We start from the raw sequence: 18,198 nt of genomic DNA on the forward strand, positions 1-18,198 counted from the left end.
ACGCAGGAGCGCCCTTGACGCACCACCCCGGCCCACCGACACTCAAGCGCCCGGGGACGGCCCCACACCCCCCAGAAGCAACAAGTGGTTCACCCGCCTGCCCTGAACCACCGCACCGACCCACCGACCCACCGGCCCACCGGCCCACCGGCCCACCGGCCCACCGGCCCACCGAACCGGCCTACCGCTCCCGCGCCAGCCCGCGCGCGACCTCCGTCGCCCAGTACGTCAGGATCATGTTCGCGCCGGCGCGCTTGATGCCCAGCAGCGACTCCATGATCGCCTTCTCCCGGTCGATCCAGCCGCGCTCCGCCGCCGCCTCGATCATGGCGTACTCGCCACTGATCTGGTACGCAGCCACCGGTACGTCGACCGCCTCCGCGACCTTCGCCAGCACGTCCAGGTAGGGGCCGGCCGGCTTCACCATCACCATGTCGGCGCCCTCGTCGAGGTCGAGCGCCAGCTCGCGCATCGACTCGCGCAGGTTCGCCGGGTCCTGCTGGTATGTCTTGCGGTCGCCCCGCAGCGAGGACCCCACCGCCTCGCGGAACGGGCCGTAGAAGGCCGACGAGTACTTCGCCGTGTACGCCAGGATCGACACGTCCTCCTTGCCGATGGTGTCCAGCGCGTCGCGGACGACGCCGACCTGGCCGTCCATCATGCCGCTGGGGCCCACCACGTGCGCGCCCGCGTCCGCCTGGACCTGCGCCATCTCGGCGTACCGCTCCAGCGTCGCGTCGTTGTCGACCCGCCCGTCGGCGTCCAGGACGCCGCAGTGGCCGTGGTCGGTGTACTCGTCCAGGCACAGGTCGGACATGATCACGAGGTCGTCGCCCACCTCGGCCCGCACCTCGCGCAGCGCGACCTGGAGGATTCCGTCGGGGTCGGTTCCCGCCGTGCCCGCCGCGTCCTTCTTCTCGTCGGCCGGTACGCCGAACAGCATGATCCCCGCGACGCCCGCCTCGACCGCCTCGACCGCCGCCTTGCGCAGCGTTTCCAGCGTGTGCTGCCGGACGCCCGGCATGGCGGAGATGTCCACGGGCTCGCTGATGCCCTCCCGTACGAACGCCGGAAGGATCAGATCGGCCGGGTGCAACCGGTTCTCGGCGACCATGCGGCGCATGGCGGGGGTGGTACGCAGCCGACGGGGGCGGGCCCCGGGGAAGGATCCATACACAGTCATGTCAAACACGCTACGCCGCCCCGACGACCGCTTTTACCGTCACCCCGTCGGCACCACGACCGGCACCCATGAACCCGGCCGACGCCCAGCCGCCGCCCATCCGGCGACCCACAGGATGGCCCACAGGACACCCCACCAGACGCGGAGGGCCGGGACCTTGGGCTTCGCCCTGGGTCCCGGCCCTCATCGCACCACGCACACCTACCTACACGCACGACGCACTACTCACGCCCCACGGCGCACGCCCCATGGCGCAGGCCCCATGGCGCAGGCCCCACGACGCACAACTCACGCCCCACGCCCCACGACGCACGCCCCACGACGCACGCCCCACGAAGACGCCAGACCGCTACGTAGTCCGCCGGCGGCGTGAGCCCGGGCGGCGCTCGCTCGGCCGTGTCACGTGTTCGCCGGCCGCGATCGCCGCCTCGCGGCGCTGGGTCCCGAAGGCCGCCAGCGCCTCGGCCAGCTTGTGCACCGACGGTTCCGGCGACAGGACGTCGACCCGCAGGCCGTGCTCCTCCGCCGTCTTCGCCGTGGCGGGGCCGATGCACGCGATCACCGTCACGTTGTGCGGCTTGCCCGCGATGCCCACGAGGTTGCGCACGGTGCTGCTCGACGTGAAGAGAACGGCGTCGAAACCGCCGCCCTTGATGGCCTCGCGGGTGTCCGCCGGCGGCGGCGAAGCCCGTACGGTCCGGTAGGCCGTGACGTCGTCGACCTCCCAGCCCAGCTCGATGAGGCCCGCGACCAGCGTCTCCGTCGCGATGTCGGCCCGCGGCAGGAAGACGCGGTCGATCGGGTCGAAGACCGGGTCGTACGGCGGCCAGTCCTCCAGGAGCCCGGCCGCGGACTGCTCGCCGCTCGGCACGAGGTCCGGCTTCACGCCGAACTCGACCAGCGCGGCGGCCGTCTGCTCACCCACCGCGGCGACCTTGATCCCGGCGAAGGCACGCGCGTCGAGCCCGTACTCCTCGAACTTCTCCCGGACGGCCTTGACCGCGTTGACGCTGGTGAAGGCGATCCACTCGTAGCGCCCGGTGACGAGCCCCTTGACCGCCCGCTCCATCTGCTGCGGCGTGCGCGGCGGCTCGACGGCGATGGTCGGCACCTCGTGCGGCACCGCTCCGTAGGACCGAAGCTGGTCGGAGAGCGACGCCGCCTGCTCCTTCGTACGCGGAACCAGCACCCGCCACCCGAACAGCGGCTTCGACTCGAACCACGACAACTGCTCGCGCTGAGCAGCGGCGCTGCGCTCGCCGACCACGGCTATGACGGGCTGGTGGCCCTCGGGCGAGGGGAGCACCTTGGCCTGCTTCAGGACCTGGGCGACCGTGCCGAGCGTCGCGTTCCACGTCCGCTGCCGGGTGGTCGTACCGGCGATGGTCACGCTCATCGGGGTGTCGGGCTTGCGCCCGGCCGAGACGAGTTCGCCCGCGGCCGACGCGACCGCGTCCAGCGTCGTGGAGACGACGGCCGTGACGTCGCTCTGCCCGATCTCGGACCAGCATCTGTCGTCGGCGCTGCGGGCGTCGACGAAGCGGACGTCCGTCCCTCGCCCGCCGCGCAGCGGCACACCGGCGTACGCCGGGACGCCGACCGCCGAGGCGACACCGGGAACGACCTCGAAGGGGATGCCCTCGGCGGCGCAGGCGAGCATCTCGTCGGCGGCGTCGCCGTCGAGACCGGGGTCGCCGGAGATCGCACGGACGACCCGCCTGCCGCCCCGTGCGGCCTCCATGACAAGATTGACCGCATCCCTGATTGCGGGGATACCGGCGGCTGTTGACGCATCGTCAACCACCGTCAGCTGCGGCGTGCTTACGCCCGGCCTGGCATGAGTACGTACGACATCGAGCACGTGTGGCTCGGCGATCAGCACGTCCGCGCTCCCGAGCGCCTCGACGGCGCGCAGCGTCAGCAGACCGGGGTCACCGGGTCCGGCGCCGAGGAATGTGACGTGCCCGGACGCGGGGAACGCCGCAGGTACTGACGTAGAGGTGGTGGTGGGGCTCATTGTGCTCGCTCCCCCATAAGACCGGCCGCACCCTTCGCGAGCATCTCGTCGGCGAGTTCGCGTCCGAGAGTGATCGCGTCGTTGTGCGACGTGGGTACGGGACCGGTGGTGGACAGCTGCACCAGCTCCGTGCCGTCGGGGGTACCGACGACACCGCGCAGGCGCATTTCGTTGACAACCTGTCCGTCGGCCAGCAGGTCGGCCAACGCACCCACAGGTGCGCTGCAGCCGGCCTCCAGGGCGGCGAGCAGGGATCGCTCGGCGGTCACGGCGGCCCGCGTGTGCGGGTCGTCGAGCTCGGCGAGCGCGGCAGCGAGTTCACCGCGGGTGGCGGCGCACTCGATTGCCAGGGCCCCCTGGCCGGGGGCGGGCAGGACGACGTCGACCGCGAGGAACTCGGTCACCTCGTCGCTCCTGCCGATGCGGTTGAGGCCGGCGGCGGCCAGGACCACCGCATCCAGTTCCCCGCTCCGTACATACCCGACACGAGTGTCGATGTTCCCGCGGATCGGCACGGTCTCGAAGTCGAGTCCGTGCGCCCGCGCGTACGCGTTGAGCTGCGCCATGCGGCGCGGCGAGCCGGTGCCCACCCGGGATCCGGCGGGCAGCCGCGCCAGCGTGAGGCCGTCGCGCGCGACGAGCACGTCGCGCGGGTCCTCCCGCTCCGGCACGGCGGCCAGCGTCAGATCGTCCGGCTGGGCGGTCGGCAGGTCTTTCAGGGAGTGGACCGCGAAGTCCACCTCGCCCTTCAGCAGCGCGTCCCGCAGGGCGGTCACGAAGACGCCCGTACCGCCGATCTGCGCGAGCTGCTCCCGCGAGACGTCTCCGTACGTGGTGATCTCCACCAGCTCGACGGGGCGGCCGGTGATCCGGCGCACCGCCTCGGCGACGTGTCCCGACTGGGCCATGGCGAGCTTGCTGCGCCTGGTCCCCAGCTTCAAGGCATCCGTAGTCATGCCCGGCCTCTATTCCCACCGTCAGGGGTGTCGTTCAGGTCGGCCCTGCTGACGGCGGCGACCGTCTGCGGGTCGAGGTCGAAGAGTTCGCGCAGCGCGTCCGCGTACCCGGCGCCGCCGGGCTCGCTGGCGAGCTGCTTGACCCGCACGGTGGGCGCGTGCAGGAGCTTGTCGACGACACGGCGCACGGTCTGCGTGATCTCCGCGCGCTGCTTTTCGTCGAGTCCGGGAAGCCGCCCCTCCAGCCGGGCGACCTCGTTCGTCACCACGTCGGCGGCCATGCTGCGCAGGGCGACGACGGTGGGCGTGATCTGCGCGGCGCGCTGGGCGGCGCCGAAGGCCGCGACCTCGTCGGACACGATGGTCCGCACCTGGTCCACATCGGCGGCCATGGGCGCGTCGGCGGAAGCCTCGGCCAGCGACTCGATGTCCACGAGCCGTACGCCGTCCAGCCGGTGCACCCCCGCGTCGATGTCCCGCGGCATGGCGAGGTCGAGCAGCGCGAGCCGTACCGGCGCGCCACTGGGGACGTCGGCCCGCCCACGGGTACGGGGCTGCGCGACGGCGGTGCCGTTGTCGGCCCAGGCCCCGTGCTGCTCCATGGAACCGGCGTCCGTCCCCTGCCGCGCGGCGGGCACGACGGCGCCGGGAGCCTGACCGGCGCCGGGAGCCTCACCCGCACCGGCGGGGCCGGCGGCCACGGGGCATCCCGCGGGCGCGCCCGCGCCCCCGGCCACCGCGGAGGCCGCGGCCGCGGCGTGGTCGGCGGTGATCCCGAGCGCGCTCGCGACGTTCTCCGCCGTGAGCACGAGGCCCGTGGCGCCGGTGCAGGAGACGACCACGTCGACTCGTGTCAGTTCGCGCGCCACATCGGCCATCGGCACGGCCCGCGCGACACCGCCGGCCTCACCGAGGATCTCCGCCAGCCGCTCCGCCCGCGCCTGCGTGCGGTTCGCGACGACGACCTCGGCCACTCCGGTCCGTACGAGCGTGGCGGCGGCCAGCGAGGACATCGAGCCCGCGCCGATCACCAGCGCCCGCTTGCCCGCGGCCCAGGCCGCGACCGGCAGGCCGGTGCCGGCGGCGAGCTGTTCGAGGCCGAAGGTGACGAGCGACTGCCCGGCCCGGTCGATGCCGGTCTCGGAGTGCGCCCGCTTGCCGACCCGCAGGGCCTGCTGGAACAGGTCGTTCAGCAGTCGGCCCGCGGTGTGCAGCTCCTGCCCCAGCGCGAGCGCGTCCTTGATCTGGCCGAGGATCTGCCCCTCGCCGACGACCATCGAGTCGAGTCCGCACGCCACCGAAAGGAGGTGGTGGACGGCCCGGTCCTCGTAGTGCACGTACAGGTAAGGAGTGAGCTCCTCGAGACCGACGCCGCTGTGCTGCGCGAGCAGCGTGGACAGCTCGGCGACACCGGCGTGGAACTTGTCCACGTCGGCGTACAGCTCGATGCGGTTGCACGTCGCCAGGACGGCGGCCTCGACCGCCGGCTCCGAGGCGAGCGTGTCCTGGAGCAGCTTGGCCTGCGCCTCGGCGGTCAGCGACGCCCGCTCCAGCACACTGACCGGAGCGCTGCGGTGACTCAGTCCGACTACCAGAAGACTCATGCCGGCATCACCGCGGGAACGTCCCCGTCGGGTCCCTTCCGGCTCGCGGCGGCGGCCGCGGCCGCCGCTGCCGTGTCCGGCCGCAGCGGGGGCGGCGTCACGACGTCGCCCGACGTGGCGGCCACGGCGGCGGCCTCCTCACCGGCCTTGCGCTGCTCGTGGAACGCCAGGATCTGGAGCTCGATGGAGAGGTCGACCTTGCGTACGTCGACCCCGTCCGGCACCGACAGCACGGTCGGCGCGAAGTTGAGGATCGAGGTCACGCCGGCGGCGATGAGCCGCTCGCTGACCTGCTGGGCGGCGCCCGCCGGGGTCGCGATGACACCGATGTGCACGCCGTTGTCACTGATGATCTTCTCGAGATCGTCGGTGTGCTGGACGGGCATCCCGGCGACGGGCTTGCCCTTCATGGCGGGATCGGCGTCTATGAGCGCGGCGACCCGGAAACCGCGGGAGGCGAACCCGCCGTAGTTGGCGAGTGCGGCGCCGAGGTTGCCGATGCCGACGATGACGACCGGCCAGTCCTGGGTGAGGCCCAGCTCGCGGGAGATCTGGTAGACGAGGTACTCGACGTCGTACCCGACCCCGCGCGTCCCGTAGGACCCGAGGTACGAGAAGTCCTTCCGCAGCTTCGCGGAGTTGACCCCGGCCGCGGCGGCGAGCTCCTCGGACGAGACCGTGGGGACCGAGCGCTCGGAGAGCGCGGTCAGGGCGCGCAGATACAGCGGAAGTCGGGCGACGGTGGCCTCGGGAATGCCTCGGCTACGGGTCGCCGGTCGGTGAGTTCGGCCAGTTGCCACGGTGCTCCTGCGGGATGAGCGGGGCTGCAGGCGGCCGTATGTACCAAGACCGCCCCGTCGCATGCAGGCTATGCCTTTGTGAACGCGTGCACAAAGATGGTGTCCGTTTTGTCCGCCCAAAGTGACCGGGGTCACGCACACCGACGGCCCGATCACGGAACCGCCGACCGGCCGGACTCGTTGAAGATCCGAAGCGGGCAAAACAGTCCACACTCCTCACGCCTGCGTCGCCGAACCATCCGAAAGCCCCTGCCGCCGCCGACCGCCCCGGTCAGCCGCCCAGCGCCTTCCGCAGCCTCCCGGCGTCCACCCGCCAGAAGGTGTGCTGCTCGCCGTCGATCAGGACGACCGGGATCTGCTCCCAGTACTCCCGGTTGAGCTCCTCGTCCCGCGTGATGTCCTTCTCCTCCCACGGCACTCCGAGCGCTCCGCACACCTCGCTCACCACGCCGCGCGCGTCGTCACACAGATGACAGCCCGGCTTGCCGAGCAACGTGACCAATCGCTCGTCCGGCTTCCTCTTCGCACGCGTACGCCGCAACAGGGGACTCATGACGCCATTCTCGCCCCGCCGGACTCCCGCGGACCGCCCTCGTCGGCCCGCTCCGTAACGCCGGGGCCCCGGAGAGTTCACGCCGCCGCATCCCAGCGGGTCCGGAAGTACCGAACAGACTGGCTATGCTCACGACATGGCCGCACTGGGATGGCTCACCCCCCGCAGGCGCTCGGCGACAGCCCGCAGCGTGCTGGCGGGAGAGGCAGCAGCCGAGGCAGCACGCAAAACGTCGCTGGAGCAGGAAGAGCTCGAAGCGGCGTACTTCGGCGGGCCCCGCGCGCCAGAGCCCGCGTTCCCCGTCGTCGGCGACGACCGGGCGGCCGCCTTCTTCGACCTCGACAACACCGTCATGCAGGGCGCCGCGATCTTCCACTTCGGCCGCGGCCTCTACAAGCGCAAGTTCTTCCAGCGCCAGGAACTGGCCCGCTTCGCCTGGCAGCAGGCGTGGTTCCGGCTGGCCGGCGTCGAGGACCCCGAGCACATGCAGGACGCCCGCGAGAGCGCGCTGTCCATCGTGAAGGGCCACCGCGTCTCCGAGCTGATGTCGATCGGCGAGGAGATCTACGACGAGTACATGGCCGAGCGCATCTGGCCCGGCACCCGCGCCCTCGCACAGGCCCACCTCGACGCGGGCCAGAAGGTGTGGCTGGTCACCGCCGCCCCCGTCGAGACCGCCACGATCATCGCCCGCCGCCTCGGCCTGACCGGCGCCCTCGGCACCGTCGCCGAGTCCGTCGACGGCGTATATACGGGAAAGCTCGTCGGCGAGCCGCTGCACGGGCCCGCGAAGGCGGAGGCGGTACGCGCCCTGGCCGCCGCCGAGGGCCTGGAGCTGGCGCGCTGCGCCGCGTACAGCGACTCCCACAACGACATCCCGATGCTGTCCCTCGTCGGACATCCGTACGCGATCAACCCCGACGCCAAGCTGCGCCGGTACGCCCGCGAACGCGAGTGGCGGCTGCGCGACTACCGCACCGGCCGCAAGGCCGCCAAGGTCGGCATCCCGGCGGCCGCCGGCGTCGGCGCCATCGCCGGCGGCACCGCCGCCGCCATGGCCCTGCACCGCCGCCGCCGCTAGCACGGGCAATCCGGGGTCCCTACCCGCCCGCGCCTCCCCCCAGTCCCGCCAGTTCCACTCGGGCACAACGCATCCAGCAATCACGCAGATTACGAAGTGATCCGATCACCAACTGATCACGAACTGCTACTCGCACCGCCGCTGAGACGTAACAGAAGCGACGGAATCGATGATTTTCGCAACTGGGTGTAGCGCTGCCTGTACGAAGCGTTATTCTCCTCAGACGCATACCGGACCCCACCCGTCAGCACGACGAGTGACCGGTCTAGCACTGAACGTGTTGGAAGCTCTGCCTCTGGGAGTCCCGTGTACCCACACGTCGGGGTTGACGCCTCGGGCCTGGCTACGCTGCGCGCAACGGTCGTGGACCGCTTGCGCGGCTTCGTCCCCACCGCGTACGCCGTCCCCGCCCTTGCCACCCCTGCACTTGTCGGCCCCTGCTATGCCCTGGCCGACGGCGGTGCGGCGGTCGGCAGACGCAGCCGCGGCGCCGGCTCGGGCACCGGCACGTCCACCGCCCGTCGGCCCAGCGCCGACAGCGACAGCGCACGCATGATGGACCTCGTCGAACGCGCACAGGCCGGCGAGGCCGACGCGTTCGGCCGCCTCTACGACCAGTACAGCGACACCGTCTACCGCTACATCTACTACCGCGTCGGCGGAAAGGCGACCGCGGAGGACCTGACGAGCGAGACGTTCCTGCGCGCCCTGCGCCGCATCTCCACGTTCACCTGGCAGGGCCGCGACTTCGGCGCCTGGCTGGTCACCATCGCCCGCAACCTGGTCGCCGACCACTTCAAATCGAGCCGATTCCGTCTCGAAGTGACCACCGGCGAAATGCTCGACGCCAACGAGGTCGAGCGCAGCCCGGAGGACTCCGTCCTCGAATCCCTTTCCAACGCGGCGCTCCTGGAAGCGGTCCGCAAGCTCAACCCGCAGCAGCAGGAGTGCGTGACCCTGCGCTTCCTCCAGGGCCTCTCGGTCGCCGAGACGGCGCGCGTCATGGGCAAGAACGAAGGCGCGATCAAGACCCTCCAGTACCGGGCGGTCCGCACCCTGGCCCGACTGCTGCCCGACGACGCCCGCTGAACGCGCCCGCGCACGCCCCGCCGATCGGCCGACAACGGTCACCTTCGGTGACCCCACGGCGACGCTCCATGACGTTGTGGTCGGATCATCCTTCGCGCGTAACCCAAGTGCCGAGACGCTCGTTGTGCGGGATGCAGGCTCCCTGCGGTCACGCCATGTCCGCAGCCACTCACTCGATCGTGTGGATGTGCTCATGGCGTGCAACCTTCCGGACCCCCAGGGGAGTCGATCGTCATGACGAGAGGAGGTGCCGCCAGTGATCGCGAACGTATCGGCGCACCGGCGGGCGAACGCCTTCGCCCAAGCGCTGGAGGCACAGACGCCCCAGGGCACGGCGGCAGATCAGCCCGAAGAAACGGCCGAAGGGCCGGAGACCACCCGGCTCCTGACCCTGGCGAACGGTCTCGGCGAGCTGCCGTCACCGGAGCTGGACCCCGAGGTCAAGGTCGTCCAGCGGGCCCAGCTCATCGCCGCCATGGAAGCGATGGTCGCCGAAGGCGGCGCGCCGACGGGCCCTACGGTGCCCGAGCAGCGGACCGGACGGGGCGCCCACCGGGCGTCGCCGCTCCGGAAGCTGCGCCCGCGCTCCCGCTGGTCGAAGGGCATCGCTGCGGGCGGGCTCACCGTGGGTGTGGCCGCAGGAGCCTTCAGCGGAGTGGCCGCTGCGAGTTCCGACGCCCTTCCCGGTGATTCGCTGTACGGGCTGAAACGAGGCATGGAAGACGTCAAACTCGGCATGGCAGGCGACGACGCCGACCGTGGCGAGATCTATCTCGACCAGGCTTCGACCCGCCTCATGGAGGCACGCCGCCTCCTGGAGCGCGGCCGGGCCGGCGACCTGGACCACGAACAGCTCGGCGAGGTCAGACGCACGCTGAGCGGTATGACGCACGACGCCGGCGAGGGCCACCGCCTGCTCAGCCGGGTGTACGCGCGAGACGGCTCGATCGGCTCCATCCAGGCCCTGTCGTCGTTCGCCAGGTCGCACCGCCAGGCATGGAGCAACCTGCGCGACAAGCTCCCGGTGCAGCTGGCCGACGTCGGCGAAGAGGTGAGTTCCGTCTTCGACGCCATAGACCAAGAGGTGGCCCCGCTCCAGTCACTGCTTCCGCGCGCCCCGAAGCCCCCCGAGACCGCCGAACGCCCCGGCGCCTCGACCCAGGACCGTACGGGCACACCGGGAGCGGACCGGCCCGCCCCGTCCAGCACCTCGTCCTCCGGCGGCCGTACGGGCGACGACGCCAAGCCCGACCCGTCGTCCCCCCGCAGCACCGCCAAGGACGAGGGCCTCATCGGCGGCGCGCCGGGCGACCTCCTGGACCCGCCGTCGCAGGACACGACGGCCCCGTCCTCACCGTCCGAGGCCCCACCGGTCCCGGACGTCACGGTTCCCCCGCTGCTCCCCGGCATCCTCCCGGGCCTGGGCATCGAGGAGGAGAACGCGCCGTAGCACCGCCGAAGACCGACCGTGGGCCCGCTCTCCGCCGGAGACCGGGCCCACGCCTTGCGCCGTACGGCTAGAAGAACACGGACCGCCGCTGCACCAGCAGCTTGTAGAGCGTGTGCTGGATCTGCTCCCGTACCTGGTCCGTCAGGTTGAACATGAGCATCGGGTCCTCCGCCGCCTCCGCCGGATACCCGTCCGTGGGAATCGGCTCCCCGAACTGGATCGTCCACTTCGTCGGCAGCGGCACGGCCCCGAGCGGCCCGAGCCAGGGGAAGGTGGGCGTGAGCGGGAAGTACGGAAGCCCCAGCACCCGCGCCAGCGTCCGCGCGTTCCCCACCATCGGATAGATCTCCTCGGCCCCCACGATCGAGCACGGCACGATCGGCACGCCCGCCCGCAACGCGGTCGACACGAACCCGCCGCGCCCGAACCGCTGGAGCTTGTACCGCTCGCTGAACGGCTTCCCGATGCCCTTGAAGCCCTCCGGCATCACCCCGACGACCTCGCCCCGCCGCAGCAGCTCCTCGGCGTCCTCCGCGCAGGCCAGCGTGTGCCCCGCCTTCCGGGCCAGCTCGTTCACGACCGGCAGCATGAACACCAGGTCCGCCGCCAGCAGCCGCAGGTGCCGCCCACCCGGATGCGTGTCGTGCACCGCCGCCTGAAGCATCAGCCCGTCCAGCGGCAGCGTCCCCGAGTGATTGGCGACGACGAGCGCCCCGCCCTGCGACGGGATGTTCTCGATGCCCTTCACCTCGACCCGGAAGTACTTCTCGTACAGGGGCCTGAGCAGCGACATCAGGACCTTGTCGGTGAGCTCCTCGTCGTATCCGAACTCGTCGACCTCGTAGTCGCCGGTCAGCCGCCGTCGCAGGAACGCGAGCCCGCCCGCGATCCGCCGGTCCCAGCCGGCCCCGCCGCCCGGAGCCGGCACCGGCTCCCGCGGCGCCACCGGAGCCGCCTCGGCGTCGTCCGGTGCCACGTGCTGCTCCGGTACGGGCGCGAGCGGCGCGCCCTTGCGGCCGGGAGCCCGCTTCCCCTTGGCCTCCTTGCCGGTGGCGCCGCCGCCACCCGGCGCGGCACCGCCGTCCTTGGCCTTGGGCCGGACCCGCCTGGTCCGCGGATCATCACCGAAGGGGATGACCTTCGCATCGGCCATGTCAGGTGCACTCCTTGCTGACGAGAGTGGAGAGCCGGTCGACGGTACGGGCGACGGTCTCGGGCGGCAGCAGCCCTGGGCCCCGGCTGCGCGCGAAGTCCGAGAAGGTCTCCGCCGTCGTGTACTTGGGTTCAAAACCCAGTGTCTCGCGCATCTGGGTGGTCCTGACGACCCGTCCGTGCGTCAGCAGCCGGATCTGCTCCGGGGAGAAATCAGTCACCCCGACCGTCCGCAGCGCGGTCCCGACCCAGGTCACGGCGGGCAGCAGCACCGGCACGGTCGGCCGTCCCAGCCGCCGCGAGCACTGAGCGAGCGTCACCACACCGTCCCCGGCGATGTTGAAGGTGCCGCTGTTCATCGTGCCGCGCAGGGGGTCGTGCGAGGCGACGCGCAGTACGTCGATGACGTCGTCCTCGTGCACGAACTGGAGCCGGGGGTCGTACCCGAAGACCGTGGGCAGCACCGGCAGCGAGAAGTAGTCGGCCAGCGGCGAGTCCGCGCAGGGCCCGAGGATGTTCGCGAACCTCAGCACGCACACCGCCACGTCGGGCCGCCGGCGTGCGAAGCCCCGTACGTACCCCTCGACCTCGACCGCGTCCTTCGCGAAGCCGCCGCTCGGCAGCGACTTCGGCGGCGTGGTCTCGGTGAAGACGGCGGGGTCGCGCGGCGCGGACCCGTAGACGCTCGTACTGGACTTCACGACGAGCCGCTGCACGGTCGGCGACTTCTGGCACGCCCCCAGCAGCTGCATCGTGCCGATGACGTTGGTCTCCTTGACCGACGCACGGCTTCCGCCGGTGCCCAGCGGCGTACCGGTGACGTCCAGGTGCACGACGGTGTCGACGGCGTGCTCGGCGAGCACGCGCGCGATGGCGGGCTGGCGGATGTCCGCCTGCACGAAGTCCGCGCCACCCAGGTGGTGCTCGGGCGGGACCGCGTCGACGCCGACCACCCGGTCCACATCGGGGTCACGCTGGATGCGACGTACGAAACGGCCGCCCAGCTGCCGGGCCACACCTGTGACGAGCACGACCTTGCCCAAGATCAGCGCCTTCCCTCGGTCTCCCCTGGCGGCCACCGTAGCGGGTGTGCGTCGCGCTGTGACGACCGCACGGCGGCCGAAGTGACAGCAGACACACATGGGCTACGCGGGGCGCACGGGCCAAACGGGCCACAACGCACCGCAGCCCTCCCACCATGACGGTGGAAGGGCTGCGGATTCACGTACAGCTGCCGCTTACTTCTTGTTGCGACGCTGAACGCGGGTGCGCTTGAGCAGCTTGCGGTGCTTCTTCTTGGCCATCCGCTTGCGCCGCTTCTTGATAACAGAGCCCACGACTACCCTCGCTCACTTCTCTTCACTCGGTGCGGGGCGTCTGGGCCCACACGACCTACGAGGGCCTAGCCTACCCGCCACCGAGAGAGGGACGTAATCCGAGGCCGCCATCAGGCCGATTCCACCCCCACAAAGGACTCTCGGAGGTACTCGTGCACTGCTTGCTCCGGAACCCGGAAGGACCTGCCCACCCGGATCGCCGGCAGATGACCGCTGTGCACCAAGCGGTACACGGTCATCTTCGACACTCGCATCACCGAGGCGACTTCCGCCACGGTCAGAAACTTGACCTCGTTGAGAGGCCTCTCGCCAGCAGCCATGACCCACCTGTACCTTCCGCACCCGACGCGCACCGGCTTCCCCTCCGGTGACTCTTCGTCGCTGTGCGCTCACTCCCAGACTAGGGGCGGGTGATGCGAGTGGGGAAGAGGAGCAGCCATCCGACGCCTACCGTGACAGACACGCTCGATTGAGTACATAGCGAGTAAGCGGTCGGTAGTAATCGGACCGCACGGCATCATCAAGCGGAACGGCGACGGACACCCGCCCCTCGGCCTCTCCTACGAACAGCGCGGGGTCATCGGTATCGGCCAGCCCAATGGCCTCGAACCCCAACTGACCTGCACCGCAGACCCATCCGTGGTCCCCCACGACAAGCCCCGGCAAGGGTCCTCCCGCCTCCTCCGCGGCAGCGAGCGCGACCCTAACCGGGAGGGGCGAATGGCTGTGTGCGCCGGTGTCACTCACGCCGTCCCGCGCGCCGGGTTCTCGCACCAGCGCGACGCCTCGTACGTAGTCCAAGGTGTAAGTACGTACGCCGAACCGGGTCGTTATGTCGACACATCGCCCCTGCGCGGGGGTGAGGACAGGACATCCCGCCGCCGACAAAGCGTCTGCGAGACCGGTGTAGAAACCGAGCAACCGGTGCGGATGGCCGGTCCCGAGCAGCACCGGCACCCCCTGAGCGGCGGCCTCCCCCAACCGCCCCGCGAACGCCTCCAGCCGCGCCAGCGTCCGCTCCGGGTCGATCACGTCGTCCCCGCTCACACACCCCGGATCGTCGGAGACCCCGCACTTGGCGGCCATCAGGGCCATGACCTCGGCCTCGTCCCAGGCCCGCTCGGGGTCGAGCCCCAGCAGCACCCGGGGGTCACGCGCGGCGAACAGCCGGTAGCTCCGCAGGCTCGCCTCCCGCGTGGTGGCCACGGTCCCGGCCAGCCGGGACGCCAACAGATGCGCACGCAAAGCGCCGGTACTCAACACCCTGCCGATGCTCCCCCACCCCCACCCCCCTTTCCGCCAAAACCCCGAACAGACCCCACACTTGGCGTAACCCCGACAACTGCCGTCCCCCAGCAGTTCACGGCGACGAAAGGCAGCCCCGCCCCGAACCCCGATCGGCGGAGAGCCCATCCGGTTCGGCCCCCACCGCCGGCCGACTGGGCCACAGTGCCGAACGGACGCACCTGGGCGCTCTCCGCAGGGCGTAACCCCCGCCGAACCGATCACAGTGCCGGGCGGGGACGTGCCCGGGCGCTCCCCGCAGGGTGCCGAACGCAACCACCCCGAACCAGCCGCAGCCCCACCCGAACGTTCGGCACCCGAGGAGACGCCCGGGCGCGGCACCACCCCCGAAGCCCCGGAACGGCACGGCGCCGAAGCCCCGGCACCACTCCCAAGCCCCCGCACCGCCCAACGCCGGCACCGACCCCCAGCCCCGGGACAGACCTCCACCCCGCCCAAGCGGCGGCGGCACCCCGCCGCCCCACACGCGCCTACGCCAACAACCCCCGCAAAGGAAACGCCGCCCGCCGAGCCGCCAGCACCGCCTGGTCCAAGCGGTCCGCGGGGTCGTACCCCGCCTCCCACCCCTGCCACACCGGCGACACCCCGTCCGTCATCCGCCCGGGTCCCAACTGCCGCGTACGCGCGTACACTTCATCCCGCCAGGACGCCGGAATCACCGACTCCGGATCAACCGGCCGATGCGCCGCGATCCCGACCAGATGCGCCCACGACCGGGGTACGACATCGACCACCGCGTACCCCCCACCCCCGAGCGCCACCCACGCCCCACCGTCGACATACGCATGCGCCAGCTCGTGACACGCCATCTGCACCGCCCGCTGCGCGTCCAGCGATACCGCCAGATGGGCCAGCGGATCCTCGAAGTGCGTGTCGGCGCCGTGCTGCGTGACGAGCACCTGGGGCCGGAAGTCCGCCAGGAGCTCCGGTACGACCGAGTGGAACGCCCGCAGCCACCCCGCGTCCCCCGTCCCCGCTGGCAGCGCCACATTCACCGCCGAGCCCTCACCCGCCCCGCTGCCGCCCGTCTCCTCCGGCCACCCGGTCCCCGGGAACAGCGTGCGCGGATGCTCGTGCAGCGAAATCGTCAGAACCCGCGGATCGTCCCAGAACGCCGCCTGCACCCCGTCCCCGTGGTGCACGTCCACATCCACGTACGCGACCCGCTCCGCCCCCAGTTCCAGCAGCCGCGCGATCGCCAACGACGCGTCGTTGTAGATGCAGAACCCCGCCGCACTCCCCGGCATCGCGTGATGCAGCCCGCCGGCGAAGTTGACCGCGTGCGCGGCCTCCCCCCGCCACACCGCCTCCGCCGCCCCCACCGACTGCCCGGCGATCAGCGCGGAAGCCTCGTGCATCCCGGCGAAGGCGGGATCGTCGACCGTCCCCAGCCCGTACGCCTGATCCGCTCCCCGCGGATCCGCCGAAGCCGCCCGCACCGCCGCCACATAGTCCTCACGGTGCACCAGCCGCAGCGTCGAGTTGCCGGCGGCCGGCGCGGCGACGACATCGACCTCCCGGTCGAGCCCGTACGCCCGTACGAGCCCCATGGTCAGGGCAAGCCTGACGGGGTCCATCGGATGGCTCGCCCCGAAGTCGTAGCCCGTAACAGCGTCATCCCACATCAACAGCGCGCGCCCGCTCATGCCCGCCACCGTATCGGTCGCCCTCGCCGGCGAACGACCGGGCGTACACGAGCGTGACCAGCACAAGCACCATCGGCACGAGCATCGCCCCGCGGTAGCTCCACGCGTCCCCGAGCGCCCCCACCAACGGCGCCCCCACCAGAAACCCCACGTAATTGAACACGTTGAGCCGGGCCACGGCCGCGTCGCTCGCCGCCCCGGGAAAGATCCGCCCCGCCGCCGCGAACGTCTGCGGCACGATCACGCACAGCCCCAGCCCGAGCAGCGTGAACCCGAGCATCCCCACCCCGACCCCCGGAGCCCCCGCCACCACCGCGAACCCACCGGCGGCCACCAGCGCCCCGGCCCGCACCACGGCGACCGCCCCGAACCGCCGCACCCCGAAGTCCCCGACGGCCCGCCCCAGCAGGTTCGTCACCATGTAGACGTTGTACGGCAGAGTCGCCGTCTCCTCCGACGAACCGAGCACGTCCTCCAGGTACTTGGCGCTCCAGTTCGACACGGTCGAGTCCCCGATGTACGCGAACGTCATCACGAGGCACAGGGGCAGCAACAAGCGAAACCCACCCGCCGACGCCACTCCCCCGCCGGCGGCCCCGTCCACCACGCCGTCCCCACCGTCGACGAACCACCGGCTGCCGACGAACACCGCGGGCAACAGCACGGCCGCCACCGGCAGATACGACACGAACAGCGCCAGATCCCAGTGCGCCCCCACCCACGCGAGCGACGCCCCCACGATCCCCCCGAGGCTGTACGCCGCGTGGAAACCCAGCATGATGCTGCGCCCGTACGCCCGCTGAAGGCTCACCCCCAGCATGTTCATGGACGCGTCCAGCGCACCGACCGCCACCCCGAACACCCCCAGGGCGACCGCCACTTGCCACATCCGCGTGCCGCCCCCGACCCACAGCAGCGCCAGCACCACCACCGGCTGCGACCACCGCAGTACGACACTCGGCCTGACCCGCTTCACCAGCAGCTCGGTGGCGACACTGCCCGCACCGGCCAGAATCGGCACGGCGGCCAGGAAGAGCGGCAGCAGCCCGTCGGATATCCCGTACCGGTCCTGAACGGCCGGCAGCCGCGTCACGAGCAACGCGAACGCCACACCCTGCGCGAAGAAGCTCAACCCCAGCGAAGCCCTGCCGTGCCGCAGGCGCGCGTCTGTCATGGCCGCACAGCGTAGGCCCGTCCCCTACCCATGGGTAGAGATCGGTCAGGCGAGCAACTCCGGCAGCTCGCCCAGATCCGAGAAGCACCCCTTCGCACCCGCCAGCCTGTCCGCCGACGTCATCGCGGTGAAGCCGTACACATCCATCCCGGCCGCCCGCGCCGCCTCCACCCCGAGCGGACTGTCCTCCACCACCACACAGCGCTCCGCCGGTACGCCCATCCGCTCGGCGGCGTGCAGAAAGAGGTCGGGGGCCGGCTTGCCCCGCCCGACGTCCTGCGAGCTGAAGATCCAGCTGTCCTCGAACCACTCGTCGAGCCCCGTGACCAGGTGCCCGACCCTGATCCGCTCATGGCTCCCGGAGGACGCCAGACAGTACGACACCCCGTCCGCGACCAGCCGCCCCAGCAGCTCCTCCGCCCCAGCGACCGGCTTCAGCTCCCGCTCGAAAGCGGCGAAGATCCGCGCGTGCAGCGTCTTGTCGAAGTCCTCGGGCAGCCGCTGGCCGGTCCGTTCCAGCACCAGGTCGTGGATCCGGTGCACGGCGGACCCCATGTAGTCGCGGAGCGAGTCCTCGTAGGAGGTCGGGTGCCCCAGCTCGCTCAGGTAGCCGGCCAGGATGGTGTTGGCGATCGGCTCGCTGTCCACGAGGACGCCGTCGTTGTCGAAGATGATGAGGTCGTAGCGCATGACTTGACCTTAAACGCAAAAAAGCCCCGGCCCCTGGACATAAGTCCAGGGGCCGGGGCATAAAATTTGTTCGGCGGCGTCCTACTCTCCCACAGGGTCCCCCCTGCAGTACCATCGGCGCTGAAAGGCTTAGCTTCCGGGTTCGGAATGTAACCGGGCGT

Annotated in this window: 17 protein-coding genes and 1 rRNA gene; 3 read left to right on the forward strand and 15 right to left on the reverse strand. The window is 71.2% G+C overall.

Translation table 11 applies throughout. The annotated features are described in order from the left end of the window. Window positions 1-181: 181 nt before the first annotated feature. The 6 genes from hemB to ACWGH0_RS32385 all read right to left on the reverse strand — a co-directional run bounded on the left by hemB (window position 182) and on the right by ACWGH0_RS32385 (window position 7,113). Window positions 182-1,183, reverse strand: a complete 1,002-nt coding sequence (gene hemB / locus ACWGH0_RS32360) for a porphobilinogen synthase (protein ID WP_453407844.1) — start codon at window positions 1,181-1,183, stop codon at window positions 182-184. A 349-nt stretch (window positions 1,184-1,532) separates the two neighbouring features. Then, on the reverse strand, window positions 1,533-3,200 hold the full coding sequence (locus ACWGH0_RS32365) for a uroporphyrinogen-III synthase (RefSeq protein ID WP_453407845.1): 1,668 nt from the start codon (window positions 3,198-3,200) through the stop codon (window positions 1,533-1,535). Next, window positions 3,197-4,156, reverse strand: coding sequence for a hydroxymethylbilane synthase (hemC, locus tag ACWGH0_RS32370; protein ID WP_453407846.1), 960 nt, complete (start codon window positions 4,154-4,156; stop codon window positions 3,197-3,199). The genes ACWGH0_RS32365 and hemC overlap by 4 nt, the downstream gene beginning before the upstream one ends. Next, entirely contained in the window at window positions 4,153-5,760 is a 1,608-nt protein-coding gene (locus tag ACWGH0_RS32375; RefSeq protein WP_453407847.1) for a glutamyl-tRNA reductase, read from the reverse strand. The genes hemC and ACWGH0_RS32375 overlap by 4 nt, the downstream gene beginning before the upstream one ends. After that, a complete protein-coding gene (locus ACWGH0_RS32380; RefSeq protein WP_453407848.1) occupies window positions 5,757-6,560 on the reverse strand; it encodes a redox-sensing transcriptional repressor Rex in 804 nt (267 codons plus the stop codon). The genes ACWGH0_RS32375 and ACWGH0_RS32380 overlap by 4 nt, the downstream gene beginning before the upstream one ends. A 271-nt stretch (window positions 6,561-6,831) precedes the next feature. After that, complete coding sequence (locus ACWGH0_RS32385; protein ID WP_453407849.1) at window positions 6,832-7,113, reverse strand: glutaredoxin family protein; 282 nt, start codon at window positions 7,111-7,113, stop codon at window positions 6,832-6,834. Window positions 7,114-7,249: 136 nt separating this feature from the next. Here ACWGH0_RS32385 and ACWGH0_RS32390 point away from each other — a divergent pair, with 136 nt between their 5' ends. The 3 genes from ACWGH0_RS32390 (at window position 7,250) to ACWGH0_RS32400 (ending at window position 10,733) form a co-directional block, all read left to right on the forward strand. Continuing rightward, entirely contained in the window at window positions 7,250-8,194 is a 945-nt protein-coding gene (locus ACWGH0_RS32390; protein WP_453407850.1) for an HAD family hydrolase, read from the forward strand. A gap of 306 nt (window positions 8,195-8,500) precedes the next feature. Beyond that, window positions 8,501-9,283 carry an ECF subfamily RNA polymerase sigma factor, BldN family gene (locus ACWGH0_RS32395; RefSeq protein WP_069927590.1) on the forward strand — a complete coding sequence of 261 codons (783 nt, stop codon included), beginning with the start codon at window positions 8,501-8,503 and terminating at the stop codon, window positions 9,281-9,283. 256 nt (window positions 9,284-9,539) lie between these two features. Then, the gene (locus tag ACWGH0_RS32400; protein WP_453407851.1) at window positions 9,540-10,733 is read left to right on the forward strand and encodes a DUF5667 domain-containing protein; all 1,194 of its coding nucleotides are present in this window, start codon (window positions 9,540-9,542) and stop codon (window positions 10,731-10,733) included. Window positions 10,734-10,800: 67 nt separating this feature from the next. Here ACWGH0_RS32400 and ACWGH0_RS32405 read toward each other — a convergent pair whose 3' ends face one another. From ACWGH0_RS32405 to rrf, 9 genes are all read right to left on the reverse strand, one after another. Continuing rightward, window positions 10,801-11,886 (reverse strand): lysophospholipid acyltransferase family protein, encoded by a 1,086-nt coding sequence (locus tag ACWGH0_RS32405; RefSeq protein WP_453407852.1) that lies wholly within the window; start codon window positions 11,884-11,886, stop codon window positions 10,801-10,803. Window position 11,887: 1 nt separating this feature from the next. After that, window positions 11,888-12,928: an NAD-dependent epimerase/dehydratase family protein gene (locus ACWGH0_RS32410; protein ID WP_453407853.1), complete on the reverse strand. Its 1,041-nt coding sequence runs from the start codon at window positions 12,926-12,928 to the stop codon at window positions 11,888-11,890. A gap of 195 nt (window positions 12,929-13,123) precedes the next feature. Beyond that, a complete protein-coding gene (locus ACWGH0_RS32415) occupies window positions 13,124-13,222 on the reverse strand; it encodes a 30S ribosomal protein bS22 (protein ID WP_003948845.1) in 99 nt (32 codons plus the stop codon). A 110-nt stretch (window positions 13,223-13,332) separates the two neighbouring features. Continuing rightward, window positions 13,333-13,542 (reverse strand): helix-turn-helix domain-containing protein, encoded by a 210-nt coding sequence (locus ACWGH0_RS32420; protein ID WP_158687078.1) that lies wholly within the window; start codon window positions 13,540-13,542, stop codon window positions 13,333-13,335. A gap of 127 nt (window positions 13,543-13,669) precedes the next feature. Next, window positions 13,670-14,485, reverse strand: coding sequence for a phosphatase (locus ACWGH0_RS32425; protein WP_453407854.1), 816 nt, complete (start codon window positions 14,483-14,485; stop codon window positions 13,670-13,672). 512 nt (window positions 14,486-14,997) lie between these two features. Continuing rightward, entirely contained in the window at window positions 14,998-16,173 is a 1,176-nt protein-coding gene (locus tag ACWGH0_RS32430) for an acetoin utilization protein AcuC (RefSeq protein ID WP_453407855.1), read from the reverse strand. Next, window positions 16,142-17,347 (reverse strand): MFS transporter, encoded by a 1,206-nt coding sequence (locus ACWGH0_RS32435; RefSeq protein WP_453407856.1) that lies wholly within the window; start codon window positions 17,345-17,347, stop codon window positions 16,142-16,144. The genes ACWGH0_RS32430 and ACWGH0_RS32435 overlap by 32 nt, the downstream gene beginning before the upstream one ends. A gap of 45 nt (window positions 17,348-17,392) precedes the next feature. Continuing rightward, the gene (locus tag ACWGH0_RS32440) at window positions 17,393-18,037 is read right to left on the reverse strand and encodes an HAD family hydrolase (RefSeq protein WP_453407857.1); all 645 of its coding nucleotides are present in this window, start codon (window positions 18,035-18,037) and stop codon (window positions 17,393-17,395) included. A 68-nt stretch (window positions 18,038-18,105) separates the two neighbouring features. Next, a 5S ribosomal RNA gene (gene rrf, locus ACWGH0_RS32445) occupies window positions 18,106-18,198 on the reverse strand; the annotation flags it as partial.

It is taken from the genome of Streptomyces sp. NPDC054887 (genome assembly GCF_053610585.1).